13 protein-coding genes are annotated in these 15,254 nt (G+C 65.6%); 6 read left to right on the forward strand and 7 right to left on the reverse strand.

Annotated elements, in window-relative coordinates; translation table 11 throughout:
• The first annotated feature begins 109 nt into the window (after positions 1–109).
• Positions 110–1,033: a malate dehydrogenase gene (locus RHODMAR_RS23350; protein WP_008719586.1), complete on the forward strand. Its 924-nt coding sequence runs from the start codon at positions 110–112 to the stop codon at positions 1,031–1,033.
• A 51-nt stretch (positions 1,034–1,084) separates the two neighbouring features.
• Here RHODMAR_RS23350 and purD read toward each other — a convergent pair whose 3' ends face one another.
• From purD to RHODMAR_RS23365, 3 genes are all read right to left on the reverse strand, one after another.
• Positions 1,085–2,344, reverse strand: a complete 1,260-nt coding sequence (gene purD, locus RHODMAR_RS23355) for a phosphoribosylamine--glycine ligase (RefSeq protein WP_008719588.1) — start codon at positions 2,342–2,344, stop codon at positions 1,085–1,087.
• A 77-nt stretch (positions 2,345–2,421) separates the two neighbouring features.
• On the reverse strand, positions 2,422–4,437 hold the full coding sequence (locus tag RHODMAR_RS23360) for a glycosyltransferase family 39 protein (protein ID WP_008719591.1): 2,016 nt from the start codon (positions 4,435–4,437) through the stop codon (positions 2,422–2,424).
• On the reverse strand, positions 4,434–5,690 hold the full coding sequence (locus RHODMAR_RS23365) for a bifunctional glycosyltransferase family 2/GtrA family protein (RefSeq protein ID WP_042940162.1): 1,257 nt from the start codon (positions 5,688–5,690) through the stop codon (positions 4,434–4,436). Before RHODMAR_RS23365 ends, RHODMAR_RS23360 begins: the two co-directional genes overlap by 4 nt.
• Before the next feature lie 89 nt (positions 5,691–5,779).
• Between RHODMAR_RS23365 and RHODMAR_RS23370 the strand changes: the two genes are divergently transcribed.
• Entirely contained in the window at positions 5,780–6,205 is a 426-nt protein-coding gene (locus RHODMAR_RS23370) for an HIT family protein (protein WP_008719596.1), read from the forward strand.
• A gap of 132 nt (positions 6,206–6,337) precedes the next feature.
• On the forward strand, positions 6,338–7,756 hold the full coding sequence (locus RHODMAR_RS23375; protein WP_008719598.1) for an MFS transporter: 1,419 nt from the start codon (positions 6,338–6,340) through the stop codon (positions 7,754–7,756).
• Here RHODMAR_RS23375 and RHODMAR_RS23380 read toward each other — a convergent pair.
• Both RHODMAR_RS23380 and RHODMAR_RS23385 read right to left on the reverse strand, forming a co-directional pair.
• On the reverse strand, positions 7,702–8,358 hold the full coding sequence (locus RHODMAR_RS23380; protein WP_008719600.1) for a response regulator: 657 nt from the start codon (positions 8,356–8,358) through the stop codon (positions 7,702–7,704). The genes RHODMAR_RS23375 and RHODMAR_RS23380 overlap by 55 nt on opposite strands.
• Positions 8,355–10,019, reverse strand: coding sequence for a sensor histidine kinase (locus RHODMAR_RS23385; RefSeq protein ID WP_042940163.1), 1,665 nt, complete (start codon positions 10,017–10,019; stop codon positions 8,355–8,357). The genes RHODMAR_RS23380 and RHODMAR_RS23385 overlap by 4 nt, the downstream gene beginning before the upstream one ends.
• A 168-nt stretch (positions 10,020–10,187) precedes the next feature.
• Here RHODMAR_RS23385 and RHODMAR_RS23390 point away from each other — a divergent pair, with 168 nt between their 5' ends.
• The 3 genes from RHODMAR_RS23390 to RHODMAR_RS23400 are packed head-to-tail and all read left to right on the forward strand — an operon-like array spanning position 10,188 to position 13,153.
• Positions 10,188–11,591: a CitMHS family transporter gene (locus RHODMAR_RS23390; RefSeq protein ID WP_008719605.1), complete on the forward strand. Its 1,404-nt coding sequence runs from the start codon at positions 10,188–10,190 to the stop codon at positions 11,589–11,591.
• 33 nt (positions 11,592–11,624) lie between these two features.
• The gene (locus tag RHODMAR_RS23395; protein ID WP_008719607.1) at positions 11,625–12,035 is read left to right on the forward strand and encodes a universal stress protein; all 411 of its coding nucleotides are present in this window, start codon (positions 11,625–11,627) and stop codon (positions 12,033–12,035) included.
• On the forward strand, positions 12,032–13,153 hold the full coding sequence (locus tag RHODMAR_RS23400; RefSeq protein ID WP_008719609.1) for an AbrB family transcriptional regulator: 1,122 nt from the start codon (positions 12,032–12,034) through the stop codon (positions 13,151–13,153). Before RHODMAR_RS23395 ends, RHODMAR_RS23400 begins: the two co-directional genes overlap by 4 nt.
• Here RHODMAR_RS23400 and RHODMAR_RS23405 read toward each other — a convergent pair.
• On the reverse strand, positions 13,133–14,515 hold the full coding sequence (locus RHODMAR_RS23405; protein ID WP_042940181.1) for a sensor histidine kinase: 1,383 nt from the start codon (positions 14,513–14,515) through the stop codon (positions 13,133–13,135). The genes RHODMAR_RS23400 and RHODMAR_RS23405 overlap by 21 nt on opposite strands.
• A gap of 20 nt (positions 14,516–14,535) precedes the next feature.
• Positions 14,536–15,243, reverse strand: coding sequence for a response regulator transcription factor (locus RHODMAR_RS23410; RefSeq protein ID WP_008719613.1), 708 nt, complete (start codon positions 15,241–15,243; stop codon positions 14,536–14,538).
• Between the last annotated feature and the right edge of the window lie 11 nt (positions 15,244–15,254).

The raw sequence follows: 15,254 nt of genomic DNA on the forward strand, positions 1-15,254 counted from the left end.
TTTCCGAATCGCGAGAGGAATGCTGTGGGCCCACTCTTCGCTGGGACACACTCGGTATGTCACCCCACACACAGGCGTTTCACGACAACCAGCACAAGGGACCACTCATATGAACGCAACCAAAGTCACGATCTTCGGCGGAGCGGGCGGAATCGGTTCGTCCGTAGCCTTCAATCTGCTATTGCGTCCGTCGACGTACGACGTCGTCATCGTCGACACGAAGCCCAACATGGTGACCAGTCACGTCATGGACCTACAGGACGTGGCGGGTATCGATGGATCCTCGACGGTGCGCGGGGGATCGGCCGACGACGCAGCCGACTCCGACATCGTGATCCTCAGTGCCGCAGTTCCCCTGCGGCTGAATGCCTCTCGCTCGGTTTTTCTCGAGGACAATGCCAGAATTGTCGAGGCTCTTGCTGTTCCGCTCATCGAGTCCGGGTGGAACGGAATCTTCGTCATGCTCACCAACCCGGCCGATGCACTGAGCACGTGGCTGCATCAGCGAACCGGGTTCGACAGGCGAAAGTTGCTGGGATACACCATCAACGACAGCCTTCGGCTGCGGACCGGCGTCGGACGCGCGCTCGGCGTATCACCGCACCGAGTGGAGGGTTGGGTGCTCGGCGAACACGGCGCTGGGCAAGTTCCGCTCTACGACTCGCTACTGGTGGACGGCTCGCCCGTCCATCTCGACGACGAACAGCGGGCAGTCGCCCAGAACTACATCGACACCTGGTACGTCGAGCACGTGGCGCTCGACTCGGGCCGTACTTCGACGTGGAGCAGTGGACGCGGGACGGCGTTGCTCGTCGACGCGATCGTGACCGAATCGGACGAGCCGCTACCGGCATCCGTCGTGCTCGACGGCGAATACGGAGTCAAGGGTGCCAGTTTGGGCGTTCCGGTTCTGCTCGGGAAATCGGGTGTTCGTTCCGTCGTGGAATGGGACTTGTCCACCTCCGAACTGGCTGCGTTTCGCACCGGCGGCGACAGTGTGCGCGCTGCCGCCGAGGGCATTTCACTGCATTGAGTCGATCTCGACGCACTGCCGGCGTCCGGTGAGAGTGGTCGCGCGCGAGGTTTACCGTACGTCCAGCGAGATGCGTCCCTCGACCGCAGCCAATCCGATGTCGGTGCGGAAGTGACTGCCCGGCAAGCGGATTCCAGCGATACGGGAGTAGGCGTCGTCACGTGCGGCGGTGAGGTCGAATCCGGTGCCGACCACACTCAGGACGCGTCCACCCGCGGAGACGACCACGCCGTCCTCGACTGCGGTACCTGCGTGCAGGACGCCGGCACCGTCGGAGCCGAGAATCTCGTCACCGGTGCGCGGGCGACCGGGGTAGTTCTCGGCGGCGATGACAACGGTGACGGCGGCACCGTCTGCCCACTCCAGCGCGGGCAGCGACGCCAGGGTCCCGGTAGCGGTGGCGTTCAGCAGGGTGCCGATCGGCGTCTTCAGCAGCGCCAGCACCGCTTGGGTCTCGGGATCACCGAAGCGGCAGTTGAATTCGACCACGGCCGGTCCGTCGGCACCCATCGCCAGACCTGCGTACAGCAGGCCGGAGAAGCCCGAGCCGCGTTCGACCAGCTCGGCTGCAACAGGTTTCACCACGTCGCGGACGATCTCGTCGACGGCGTCCGCGGGCAGCCATGGCAACGGGGTGTAGGCACCCATGCCGCCGGTATTGGGCCCGGTGTCCCCGTCGCCGACGCGCTTGTGGTCCTGAGCGGGCAGCAACGGCACCACGGTCTCGCCGTCGACGAGGCAGAAGAGGGAGACCTCGGGTCCGTCCAGGAACGATTCGAGTAGAACCGGGTGACCGTTCTCGAGAAGTTCGGCAGCATGATCGCGGGCGACGAGGCGATCGGTGGTGACGACGACACCCTTGCCCGCGGCCAAGCCGTCGTCCTTGACGACCCAGTGCGGGCCGAAACGGTCGAGGGCTGCGTCGAGCAACGCGGGCGAGTCGACAATTTCACTGTGCGCGGTCCGCACGCCTGCTGCTGCCATCACGTCCTTGGCGAACGCCTTGGAGCCCTCGATTCGAGCGGCGTCTGCAGAGGGGCCGAACGTGGCGATGCCTGCCTCGCGGAGTGCGTCGGCCACACCGAGGACCAGGGGCACCTCAGGTCCGATGACGACGAGGTCCGCTTCGAGCTTCTTCGCCAGAGCGGTCACCGCCTCGCCGGACGCCACGTCGACCGCATGCTGCTCGGCGAGCTTCGCGGTGCCTGCGTTGCCCGGAGCAACGAACAGCGTGTCGACCGACGGATCGGCCTTCAACGCAAGGAGAAGGGCGTGCTCACGAGCACCGGAACCTATGACTAGTACGCGCACAGTGCATCAGACTATCTGCTCGACGCGACAGCGCCCCGCACCTGTCACGGTGCGGGGCACGTCGTGCCTTCCCGGGACTACGGCGACAGGTCGTAGAACGTCACGTCGTCGACCGTGGTCGGGGTGAAGTTCTCGATGACCCAGGCCGATATTGCGGCCGAGGTACCCGACGCCATCCCCGGCACGGCGCCGCCTCCGACGAAGTAGTGGATCTGACCTTCGGCGACGTACTGCTGAAACTCGGCGAGGGTCGGTGAGGGGTCGGTGCCGTTGAATCCGCCCACGGGCATGACGGGATACCCCGTGGCCAATTGATAGCCCGCTGCGGTGTTCGCTCCGATGGCCGCTGCCACCCAGGTGTACGAGCCGGCGTCTTCCTCGAGCATCTCGGTGATCGCTGCGGTCGGCGTACTGCCGTCCAACAGACCACCCATACCGCGGCCCATCTCCGACCCACCGTCGGCACCGGGCAACTGCCCGGGAGCCCCGCCTCGACCGGGGAACCCCGCAGGCGGTTGCATCCCGGCAGGCAACTGCATCCCGGCAGGCAACTGCATCCCGGCAGGAATCGCACCTTGGCCTCGGCGACCCTCGCCCGTGCCGCCGAATCCGCGCATGCCGGTGTTCGGGCCGGCCGAGACGATGCCTCCGCTGTGCGGGGTAGCGATCGTGTCGACGGCGTAGGCCGTCGGACCGGCGAGCCCCGCGAACATCACCGCCAGAATCGACGCCACCGCCACTTTTCCCCGAGTCAGTGCCGGAATCAGCATCGCCACCGTAGCGAGAATTCCGACGACGAGAATCGCCCATTTCAGCCACGGCACGAAACTCGCACTGCGGCCGAGCAACACCCAGGCCATCGCCACCGTCGCCGCGACCGCGACGGCCATCGCGATACGCACCCAGTAGGTGTCGCGTCGACGCCACAGCAGGACGCTGCCGATACCGACCAGCGCGGCCACGGCGGGTGAGAGCGCAACGGTGTAATACGCGTGGAAGATTCCGGCCATGAAGCTGAACGTCAGGCCGGTGACGAGCAACCACGAACCCCAGACGATCAGCGATGCGCGCCGGCCGTCGGTTCGAGGAGACCTGCCACGCAACACCAGTCCGACCACGAACAGGAGCAATGCAGCAGGCAGTAGCCAGGCGATCTGGCCGCCCTGGGAGGCGTCGAACATGCGGAAGATGCCGGTTTCTCCCCACATCGACCCGCCACCCGCGCCGCCCCCGACACCACCGGGCGTGACGCTGCCGGTTTCGTCACCACTGAGTCGACCGAACCCGTTGTAGCCGAGTGTGAGCTCGAGGATCGAATTGTTCTGCGATCCACCGACCCAGGGCCGCGAGGATGCCGGCCAGAACTCCACGATCAACAGCCACCATCCCGCCGAGACGATCATCGCGCCGAGGGCACCGAACAGCTGTAGCAGTCGGGTGACGAATTTCGGTGGACCGGCGATCAGATAGGTCAGCGCCAACGGCGGTACGACGAGCATCACCTGAAGCTGCTTGGTGAGGAAGCCGAATCCGACGAACATGCCGGTGATGAGCAGCCACTTGATCTTTCCGGACTCGACGCCTCGCAGCAGCGCCCAGACGGACGCGATCATCAGCAGCACGAGCAATGCGTCGGGGTTGTTGAACCGGAACATCAGTGCCGCAACCGGGGTGAGGGCCAGCACCAGTCCGGCGAGCAAGCCCGCGGCACCGCCGAATCTGCGCCGGACAGTGGCGCGCAGCAGTGCCACCGACGCGACCCCGAGGAGAGCCTGCGGCACCAGCATCGCCCAGGTGTCGAGCCCGAAGATGCGCACCGACAACGACATCAACCACAGCGACATCGGCGGCTTGTCGACGGTGATCGAATTGGCGGCGTCCGAGGATCCGAAGAAGAAGGCCTTCCAGGACACCGAACCTGCCTGTACGGCAGCAGAATAGAACGAGTTGGCCCAGCCCGACGCACCGAGTCCCCAGATGTAGGCGACCCCGGTACCGACGAGCAGCGCGACCAATCCGATCCATTCCCACCGGCGAGATGTCGTAGGAGCGGACGCGGCAGCCGCGGAGGGTCGATCGATCAACGTCGTCACAGGATCTCCGCCGCACCCTCGGCGTGCGCGAGTACCGACTGGGGGCTACGGAAGACCCACCTCAGCGCGACGAATCGGCACACGGTGGCAACGAGATTGGCGACGATGAGGACGGCGAGTTCGACGTGCCGGGACACGTCGGGAACCCAGGCATGCAGTAATGCAAGCGATCCGCTGGTGACGAGGAGCGCGAAGCCGAAGATCACCAGGCCCTGGACTTGATGCTTGCCTGCTCCCTCCGAGCCCCGGACGCCGAAGGTGAAGGCGCGGTTGGCCGCAGTGTTGAGCACTGCAGTGATCAGCAACCCGAAGAAGTTCGCGGCCTGTGCGCCGATCGACGAGTGCAACACGAGATACAGCAGCGCGTAGGCGACGGTGCTGGCGACACCGATGATGCCGAATCGCACCATCTGGCCGATCATTCCGTGCGGCACTCCGGGCACGAGCGGCTCCCGTCCCAGGCTTCGACGTAGTTCGGCGACGGGCAGCACGCCGGTGGCCAGTGCGCGTCCGACGCGCCAGCATCCCTGCAGGTCCTTGACGGCGGTGTCGACGATATCGACGCTGCTGTCCGGGTCGTCGACCCAGTCGACGGGTACCTCGTGAATGCGCAAGCCGACCTTCTCGGCAATCACGAGCAATTCGGTGTCGAAGAACCACCCGGTGTCCTCGACGAGTGGGAGCAAATGCCGGGCCACATCGGTGCGCATGGCTTTGAAGCCGCACTGGGCATCGGAGAATCGTGCACGAAGCGAGGTGCGCAGGATGAGGTTGTAACTGCGCGAGATGAATTCGCGCTTCGCCCCGCGGACCACGCGAGAGGACCGGCTCAGCCGCGATCCGATCGCGAGGTCCGAGTGGCCGGACATCAGGGGTGCGATCAGCGGCATCAGGGCGTTGAGGTCGGTGGAGAGGTCCACATCCATGTAGGCCACGACATCCGCGGCCGACGCCAACCACACTGCTTTGAGGGCCCGCCCACGTCCCTTCTCGTTCAGATGACGAACCTGGACTCCGTCGATCTCCTCGGCGAGTCGATGCGCGACGGCGAGCGTGCCGTCGGTGCTGGCATTGTCGGCGATCGTGATTCGGGACCGGAACGGGATTCGGTCCTCGAGATGCTCGTGTAGACGACGAATGCACTGTTCGAGATCGGCCTCTTCGTTGTAGACCGGGATGACCACCTCGAGCGTGCCCGTGGCATTCGAGCCGGGCCGTCGGCCTGCTGCTGGTGCGAGAGAATTCGTTGGCATGGGGACAACACTCGGGTTCGGAGCTGGACCCACCCTGCGACGCACCTGGCAATCGCCTGGGAGGCGAACGCATAGGGCATCCTGTTCCCATGGCTTCCATCTTCAGCAAGATCATCGCCGGCGAGATCCCCGGACGTTTCGTCTGGCAGGACGAGGACGTGGTTGCGTTCCTGACGATCGCGCCGGTCACCCAGGGCCACACGTTGGTGGTTCCGCGGGAGGAGATCGACCAGTGGCAGGACGTCGACGGTGCCGCGTTCGCCAAGATCACGGCGGTCGCGCAGATCATCGGCCAGGCCGTTCGGACTGCGTTCGACGCGCCCCGCGCCGGTCTGTTGATCGCCGGGCTCGAGGTTCCGCATCTGCACCTGCATGTGTTCCCGGCCTACGACATGGGCAACTTCGACATTTCCGGTGCCGACCCGAATCCCTCGCCGGAGTCCCAGGACGAGGCCGCGACCAAGCTGCGGGCGGCGTTGCGCGAGCTCGGCCACGAGGCGCACGTAGCGGACTGATCGGCCCTCCAGGGGGACGCACATGCTCAGCGGCGCGCAGGAATCGTCGACGCCTCGCTGCGGGTTTCGCGATCTGTTCCAGTAGCTCGACTACAGATCGCGGGCCTCGATCACCAGACCACAAGGATGACGATGACCGACTCAGCGCTCGGCCGTACCGGCACCACGAACAGCACCCGAGCACTGTCGATCGCAGCCCTCGGCACCCTGCTGACCCTGATGGCATTCACCGCACCGCTCGCGACCATCAACAGCACCGCCGTGGACCTGATGTCGGACGCAGCGGGCCGCACCTGGATTCTCAGCTCCATGAGCATCGGCCTCGCCGCAGCCTTACTCACCACCGGTACCGTCTCCGACGACTTCGGCCGGCGTCGCACGTTCGCGCTCGGTGCCGTAGTCCTGGCCGTCGGCGCCGTCGTCTGTGCCGTTTCCCCCAACACGCTGATCTTCGTCTCGGCCCGCATCCTGCAGGGCCTCGGCGGCGCCGCCGTCATCGCATCGAGCCTGGGCATCATCGCGCACACCCATCCCGCCGGTCCGCTACGCGCGAAGGCCAGCGGAGTATGGGGCGCGAGCGTGGGTGCCGGAATCGCACTCGGCCCACTGCTGGCAGCCGCCCTGGATCGCTGGGCGAGTTGGCGCGAGGCCTATGTGGTTCTCGCAGTCGCCACGGCCGCGCTCGCCGTCGCTGCGCATCTTCTGGTCGACGAATCCACGTCCGACGCCCCGCGTGGACTCGATCCGTTCGGTGCGCTGCTGTTGGCGACGGGCATCGGTGCGTTGCTGGCTGCGTTGGTCGAGGGCAGGCAGGGTTGGATCTCCGTCACCCCGATCGTGCTGTTCGTCCTCGCTGCGCTCCTCTTGGCATCTTTCCTCATCCTCGAATTACGCAGTGCAGCAGCGATGCTCGATCTCACACTCTTCAAGCATCCACCGTTCGTCGCCGCAACTGTTGCTGCGCTGGCCACCGGCGGCGGAATCATCGCGTTGATGTCGTACATGCCCGGATTCGTCGGAACCGTGCTGGGGATCGATGCGCTCGGTGCTGCGTTGCTGTTGTTCGGGTGGTCGGCCACATCGGTAGTCACCGCTCTGTTGGCCCGCAGGCTGCCCGCATCGGTGAGCGGACGGACGCAACTCGCCATCGGTCTCGTGGGGGTCGCGATCGGGATGGTGATGCTGACGGGGTTGTCCGAGAACGCATCCTGGTCGCGACTTCTCCCCGGCCTACTCGTGGCAGGCGTTTCCAGCGGGATACTCAACGCAGCTCTGGGACGCGAGGCCGTGGCCAGCGTCACGGCCGGACGGGGCGGAATGGGAAGCGGAGCGAACAACACCGCACGCTACGTCGGATCTGCCGTCGGTGTCACCGTCGTCGCGTCGTTGCTGTTCCCGCTGGGAACCGTACCGCCACTGCGCTGGTGGACGGCTGGAACACCGCAGCCCTGCTCACCGCTGCGATATCGGTGCTCGGAGCCGTGGTGGTGGCGCTATCAGGCGCCCGGCGCTGACGAGTATTCCTGCTCCGGCCTCCCGGTGGACCCGTAGCGTAGCTGCATACGCAACCGCCCCTTGGACACCAGAGTAGCCAGGTAGCGCTGCGCCGTCGCTCGGGAAATCCCTATGGCCGCAGCAACTTCACCCGCAGACATCGGATCGGCCGTACCGCGAACAGCGCCCAGGACCAGATCACGGGTGACCGATTGCGAGGTCGGCATCGGTGCCGCTGCGCGCGGGCGTAGCGCGTCGAAACCGCCGTCGATATCGGCCTGGCTCAGCTCTTCCGAACGGTCGAGGGCAGCGCGATACGTCAGGTAGCCGGTGAGTCGGTCGACCAGTGCCGAGCGCGGAAAAGGTTTGATCAGATACGTCCACGCGCCGGCGATCATCGCAGCGCGTACGGTCTGCCGATCGGCCGCGGCGGAGAGCACCACGGCGTCGCAGGGGAGTTCGCGGACCAGGTCGATGCCGGATCCGTCCGGTAGATAGACGTCGACCAGCGCCAAGTCGAACGACTGCGTCGCCACCAGCTCACGCGCCTGGCCGATGCTCGTCGCCACCGCTGCAACCTCGTAGTGGTCGAGCGAATTCACCAGCGCCGCATGCAGATCCGCAACCCGAAAGTCGTCGTCGACCACCAGTACTCTCATCCCGACACCTCGTCCGTTTCCAGTGCATCCGGTATCGACGCGATGAACACCGCGCCCCCTCGTCCATTGTCCGCGTTGATCTGCCCGCCGACATCGGCCAATGTCACATCGCCGCCCCGAGTGCGCGCGATCTGACGACTCAGCGCCAGGCCCACCCCTCGGCCGCCCGGCGATTCTGTCGTCGATTTGGTCGAGACGCCCTCGACGAACACCTGATCGGGTGCCAGGTCCACGCCGTCACCCGAATCCACGACGACGATGTGTAACGTCGAACCATCCTGCATCAGTTCCACTTCCACCTCCGCGGGCCTGCGGACACCCAGCCGGGCGGCATCGATCGCGTTGTCGACGAGGTTGCCCAGCACCGTGGTCACGTCGACCGGAACGGCCAGCTCGCCGCCGACCCAGGTGTTCTCGCCCAACACCAACCGGACGCCGCTCTCGCGCGCGTGCGCTGCCTTGGCCGTGAGGAACGACCGAAGGTAGGCATCGGACACGGCATCGATGCCCTCGACGGATTCCGATCTGGGCCCGACACCGAGGATCTCGTCGATGTAGTGCGACGCGCGATCGGAGTGGCCCTCGTGCAGCAATCCGCTGACCAGATGCATCCGATTCGCGAACTCGTGTCGCTGAGCGCGCAGTACGGCGGACATCGACTGCACCGCGTCGAGCTGCCGCGTCAGGGTCTCCACATCGGTTCGGTCGCGCACGGTCAGCACCGTACCCAGATCTCGATTGTCGCGCAGTACTTTTCGTGCTGCCGCAATGACCACCACTTCGTTCACGGCAGCGAGCACCGGCTCGGCCGTCGGAGATTCGATGACCTCGAGCAGCCTCGGGGTGAGGCCGATGTCCTCGACACGCATCCCCGGCCTGCCGTCGATCGAGAGCAACGCACGCGCCTCGTCGTTGACGACCGTGACCATGCCGTCCGGGTCGACGGCCACCACGCCCTCACCGATTCCGTGCAGCACCGCCTCCTGTTCCCGGACCAGTTCGGCGAGTTCCTCCGGTTCGAGCCCCAGAGTCAGCCGTTTCCACCTGCGCGCCAACAAAGTCGAGCCGAACAGCCCGAGCAACAGCACGGCGCCCGTCACCAACGCGCCGTTGACGAGGTCTTTCACCAACTCGGTACGCACCGCCGTCGTGGAAATTCCGACGCTCACTTCACCGATCACCACGTCCCTCGAACCAAGTTCCAGCACCGGAACTTTCGCACGAACGGAGTCACCGAGCGTGCCGCGATCCTGCTCGACCACCTCGTTGCCCGCCAACGCGCCCGAAGGATCTGTACTCACCCGCAGGCCGAGCACCGTCGGGTCGGGGTGCGCCAACCGCAGACCCCGATCGTCGGTGATGACGACGAACAGCGCATCGGTGCGAATTCGAGCACCCTCGGCCGCCCGCTGCAGAGCCCCGCTCGCCAACATTTCCGCAGGTGCCGCCTCGGTCCCCGCAGAGTCCGCCGCGGAGAACTGCTCGACGAGCGTGCGCACCTCCGGATCCGACGCCGCCGTCCGCGCGACAGCCAACGCACGTTCGCCGTACTCCTCGCTCGCCTGCCTGCCACTGCTGATCGCGAACACCCCGAACGCCACCGCAAGAGCCACCGCCACCAGCGCGGCCTGCAACAACAGCACCTGAGTCCTCAATCGCACCCGCCAAGGCTATGTCCACGACGTCCATGAGCACAATGCGCAAAAGACTCTTTACGTCGCTTGCGCGGGTAGTGCGCACAACAGCGAACATGTGATGCCGGTTACGTAACTTCGGTCACACACCAAGTCCGACCGGACCCACCTCACACTTTCGAGAAGGAGTGCACGATGTTGGTGATACTCGGCTTCCTCATGGTCGCCGCCTTCATGTTCTTGATCCTGACCAAGAGAGCCACGCCTGTCGTCGCACTCACCCTCGTACCCGTCATCTTCGGCCTGCTGGCCGGGGCCGGACTCGGCATCGGCGACATGATCACCGACGGCATCAAGTCCCTGGCCCCCACCGCGGCCCTGCTGTTCTTCGCCATCATCTTCTTCGGAATCATGATCGACGTCGGACTGTTCGACCCGCTGGTGCGCGGCATCCTGCGCGTGGTGCGCAACGACCCGATGAAACTGGTTGTCGGAACAGCCATTCTGGCCATGGTCGTCTCTCTCGACGGTGACGGCTCCACGACGTTCATCATCGTCACGTCCGCACTGCTGCCGCTGTATCTCAAACTCGGTGTCAGCCCGGTGATTCTGACGGTGATCGCCGGTCTCGCCAACGGCACGATGAACATCATCCCGTGGGGTGGCCCGACGGTTCGCGCCGCGTCCGCTCTCGGCATCTCCCCCTCCGACGTGTTCGTACCGATGGTTCCGTCGATGATCGTGGGCCTGATCATCGTGCTGCTGTTCGCTGTACACCTGGGCATCATGGAGCGTCGCCGCCTGGGCAAGCTGATCTACGAGCCCGAGCTGGTGGCCTCCGGTGGTGGCGGCAGTATCCGCAAGGGCAGCAGTGGAACCGGAAAACCGGGAACCGGCGGCAGCAAGGGAACAGGTGGCACCGGCGGAGCAGACGAATCGGGCCAGTTCTTCGACGGCCTCGATCCCGATCGCGACACTCTGCGCCCGAAGCTGCTGTGGTTCAACGCAGCTCTGACAGTCGTCCTGCTGGTCGTCCTCGTCATGGACATTCTGCCCATCCCGGTGCTGTTCATGATCGCTGCCTCGATCGCTCTGACGGTCAACTTCCCCAAGGTCAAGGAGCAGGGTGACGCGATCGCGCGGCACTCGTCCTCGATCGTCTCGGTGGTCGCCATGGTGCTCGCCGCGGCAATTCTGACCGGCGTCTTCCAGGGCACCGGAATGGTCGAGGCCATGGCCGAATGGCTGCTCAACGTCATTCCGTCCGGCATGGGACCGTACCTGGCCGTCATCACCGGAATCCTGAGCATCCCGCTGACCTTCTTCATGACCAACGACGCCTTCTACTTCGGCATCCTGCCGGTGCTGACCGAGACCGCAAGCAAGTACGGCATCGACCCGGTCGAGATGGCCCGTGCCTCGATCACCGGACAGCCCGTCCACCTGCAGAGCCCGCTGGTTCCGGCCATCCTGCTGCTCGTCACCCTCGCCGGAGTGTCGCTGGCCGATCACCACAAGAAGGTGCTGTGGCGAGCAGTGGTCGTTTCCCTCGCAATGCTGGCCGTCGGCATCGTCCTCGGCCAGATTCCCTTCGGCTGATCCCCCACCCCACTGTTTCGAGGAGAACCTGCCATGACTGTTGGCGTACTGCACAACAATTCACCCGAGGGCCGCGCAGCGTTGGCGGCCGCCGTTCGAGAAGCACGCATTCGAGAGACGGACCTCGTCGTCCTGCATGCACTCTCCGGATCGGCCGAGCCTTCCGCCGAGGCAGTCGAGACGCACGCAGTATCGACTGCGGTGGAGACTGCCATGAACGACATCGACCACGCCGACGCCGTCTCCTGGAGGGTGGCGGCAGGTAGGCCCGATCCCGATGCCGTCAATACCCTGCTGACACTGGTGGAAGAACAGAAGTGCGAGATCCTCGTGGTCGGCTCGCGCCACCGCTCGGCAGTCGGCAAGTTCCTGATGGGACAGACGATTCAGCGTCTACTGCTCGAGATCCCGGTCCCGGTTCTGCTGGTCAAATCCGGAGCGTGAGCGCTCCGAACCGCACGACCGAGTTGCTCGGACACAGCCTCCGATGGATCGGCCTCACGGTCGTATCCCTCGGGGGCTGGGCCCTTTTCGAGGCCCTGGGGCTGACGGCACCGTCGTTGTTCGCGGCACTGGTCGTCGCCGTGGTGTTCGCTCTGACCGGACTGGGACCTGCGGCGGTGCCGCGTCCGGCGTCGATGGCAGCGCAAGGCACACTGGCAGTGACCATCGGTCTGATGCTCGATACCGAGACACTCGGGGCGTTGGGCGAGAACTGGATTCCTGCTGTTCTCGTCGGCGCGGGGACGCTGGTCGTCAGCGCCGGCTGCGGCGCACTGCTCGCTCTGCATCGCGATGTCGACCCGGTCACCGGGGCGCTGTCGCTGATTGCCGGCGGCGCAACGGGTCTGGTGTCGATCGCCAGGGAACTCGGCGGCGACGAGCGAATCGTCGCGGTGGTCCAGTACCTTCGTGTTGCACTCGTAGTGGTGACGATGCCGCTCATCGTCACATTCGCGTTCCATACCGACACTGCTGGAGGGGCCGGCACCGACGAGCAATCGACGACGCCCTGGTACGTCGGCACGGCGTTTCTGCTCGGAGCCGTCGTCGTCGGAATCGTGCTCGCGCGTCTGATCCGCCTGCCCGCACCGGCGACGCTCGGACCGCTGATCGTGGCGGGCGCATGCGAATTACTCGGGTGGCCCGTCGACATCTCGGTACCCACGGTCCTGCTACCGGTGGCGTTCATCGTCATCGGATGGCAAGCGGGACTTGCTTTCACGACCGCCGGCCTGCGAGCCATCGGACGCATCTTCCCGTGGGCCGCACTGCTGGTTCTCTCGATCGGGTCGGTGTGCGCGCTGTTCGGCTGGGCACTGTCCGCGATCACCGGGGTCAGCATGTTGACCGGCTACCTCGCCACCACACCCGGAGGATTGGCCGCCGTGCTGGCGGTGTCTGCGACCACCGGATCGGACGTCACTTTCGTGGCCTGCGTTCAGGTGATTCGGCTGGTGACGATGCTTGCTGCCGCGCCACTCGCCGCAGCCGCGTACACGAAGCTGGCCGAACGTAGGAAAGCCGGCGCGGCACCCGAATCAACCGTCGGCGCGGGGTAATTCGACCCGGAAAGTCGCGCCCTGCCCCGGGATGCTCTGCACCTCGACGGTGCCGCCATGGGCTGCGACCAACGCCGCAACGATCGACAGACCGAGTCCGCTGCCACCACTTTCGCGCGTCCGCGAGGAGTCCGCTCGATAGAAGCGCTCGAAGACGTGCGCAGCCTCGTCTTCGCCCAGACCAGGTCCGGTGTCCTGGACCTCGAGCAGCACCGACGACTGGGTAGTGCCGACGCTGACGGTGATCGATGCGGGTTCGGGCGTGTGCCGAACTGCGTTTCCGACGAGGTTCGCGAGTACCTGCCGCAGCCGGGCATCGTCACCGTCGACCTCGGGAATCCCAGGTCCTGCTATCACTTTCAGTGAGATGTCTCGCTGGGGCGAGACCGCCTTCGCGTCGTGTACGGCATCGGCGGCGATGGTCAGCAGGTCGACGCGGCGCATCTCGAGGGGCCGTTGAGCGTCGAGGCGCGCGAGCATCAGCAGGTCTTCGACGAGCAGGCCCATGCGCGCCGACTCGCCTTCGATTCGCGTCATCAGCAAGGAGATGTCACTCATGGCGCCCTGCCGGTACAGCTCGGCGAACCCGCGGATCGTGGTGAGCGGAGTCCGTAGTTCATGACTGGCGTCGGCGACGAACCGGCGCATCCGATCCTCGGACGCACGCGCCGCCTCCTCCGAGGCCGCGGTCGCCGCGAACGCGCGTTGGATCTGCGAGAGCATCCCGTTCAGAGCCGCCGACAGCCGGCCCACCTCGGTCCTCTTGCTCCACTCGGGCACCCGGCGATGCAGGTCTCCGGCTGCGATGGCAGCGGCCGTCGTCTCCACCTCTCGTAGTGGCCGTAGGCTGCGCCGCACCACGAAGTAGGCAATCACGGCCAGGGCCAGCAACACCGCGGCTCCGATGTAGAACTGGAGTGCCGCAAGCCTGCTGACCGTCTGCTGATTGCCGCTCAGTGACATTCCCACGGTGGTGGAACCCTGATTGTTGCTCACCGTGATCACCCGCCACTGCGTGGCCGGGTCGCCCTCGGATCCCACGGTTTTCGGCGTGGCCGACGACGGGCCCGACAGATCCGGAACGCTCTCGGCCACATCGTTGATCGGGCCGCGGACGGTACCGTCGTCGGCCACGGAGCGAACGAAGAAGTTCGACGGAGGCCGACCAGGGTTCGGCTCGTCCACGGGCGGGAGCGGGCGAGCGTCCCTTTGCGCCCACCCGCGGGACGCTTCCACCAGTTGGCTGTCCAGCCGACGCATCAACGATGTCTCGAGGGACGTCGTCACCGCGACCCCCGACGCCAACAGACCCGCACCGACCAGAAGCAGGAGCGCCGCGACCAAAGTGAGTCGCAGCGGCAGACTTCGAAATCGACGGTCCCTCACCGCGGCCGGCGCATGACGTATCCGACTCCCCGCAGCGTGTGAATCAAGCGAGTGTCGCCGGTGTCGACCTTGCGACGCAGATACGACACATACGACTCGACGACACCCACCTCACCGCCGAAATCGTAGTGCCACACATGATCGAGGATCCGCGGCTTGCTGAGCACAGTTCCCGCGTTGACCATGAAGTATCGCAACAGCGTGAACTCGGTGGGCGAGAGGGAGATCGGCTCGCCTGCCTTCCACACCTCGTGTGTGTCGTCGTCGAGTTCGATGTCTGCGAACGCAACTCGCGACGGCTGCGCGTCCTCGTTCTTGCCCCACCGACGCAGAATCACCCGAAGGCGGGCCACCACCTCTTCGAGCGAGAACGGCTTGGTGACGTAGTCATCGGCACCGAGGGTCAGTCCGGTCACCTTGTCCTCCACCGAATCGCGCGCGGTCAGGAACAGCGCCGGCGCATCGACTCCGTCGGCGCGTAGCCGACGCAACAGACCGAAGCCGTCCATACCGGGCATCATCACGTCGAGGATCAATGCCTCGGGCCGGAAATTGCGCGCCTTGTCGAGAGCCTCGGGACCCGAGGATGCCGTCGCCACCTCGAATCCCTGGTACCTGAGGCTGACCGACAACAGTTCGACGATGGTCGGTTCGTCGTCGACGATCAGGACTCGGGCCTCGGGTGTCTCGCTCACGGCGTCCATCTTTGCGCGAG

Origin of the sequence: Rhodococcus sp. AW25M09 (assembly GCF_000333955.1) — a bacterium.
Classification (GTDB): domain Bacteria; phylum Actinomycetota; class Actinomycetes; order Mycobacteriales; family Mycobacteriaceae; genus Rhodococcoides.

Coding starts and splice junctions, on each gene's coding strand:
- RHODMAR_RS23375 (WP_008719598.1), top strand. CDS start 6,338: ATGACCGACTCAGCGCTCGGCCGTACCGGCACCACGAACAGCACCCGA.
- RHODMAR_RS23395 (WP_008719607.1), top strand. CDS start 11,625: ATGACTGTTGGCGTACTGCACAACAATTCACCCGAGGGCCGCGCAGCG.
- RHODMAR_RS23365 (WP_042940162.1), bottom strand. CDS start 5,690: ATGCCAACGAATTCTCTCGCACCAGCAGCAGGCCGACGGCCCGGCTCG.
- RHODMAR_RS23390 (WP_008719605.1), top strand. CDS start 10,188: ATGTTGGTGATACTCGGCTTCCTCATGGTCGCCGCCTTCATGTTCTTG.
- RHODMAR_RS23370 (WP_008719596.1), top strand. CDS start 5,780: ATGGCTTCCATCTTCAGCAAGATCATCGCCGGCGAGATCCCCGGACGT.
- RHODMAR_RS23410 (WP_008719613.1), bottom strand. CDS start 15,243: ATGGACGCCGTGAGCGAGACACCCGAGGCCCGAGTCCTGATCGTCGAC.
- RHODMAR_RS23350 (WP_008719586.1), top strand. CDS start 110: ATGAACGCAACCAAAGTCACGATCTTCGGCGGAGCGGGCGGAATCGGT.
- RHODMAR_RS23380 (WP_008719600.1), bottom strand. CDS start 8,358: ATGAGAGTACTGGTGGTCGACGACGACTTTCGGGTTGCGGATCTGCAT.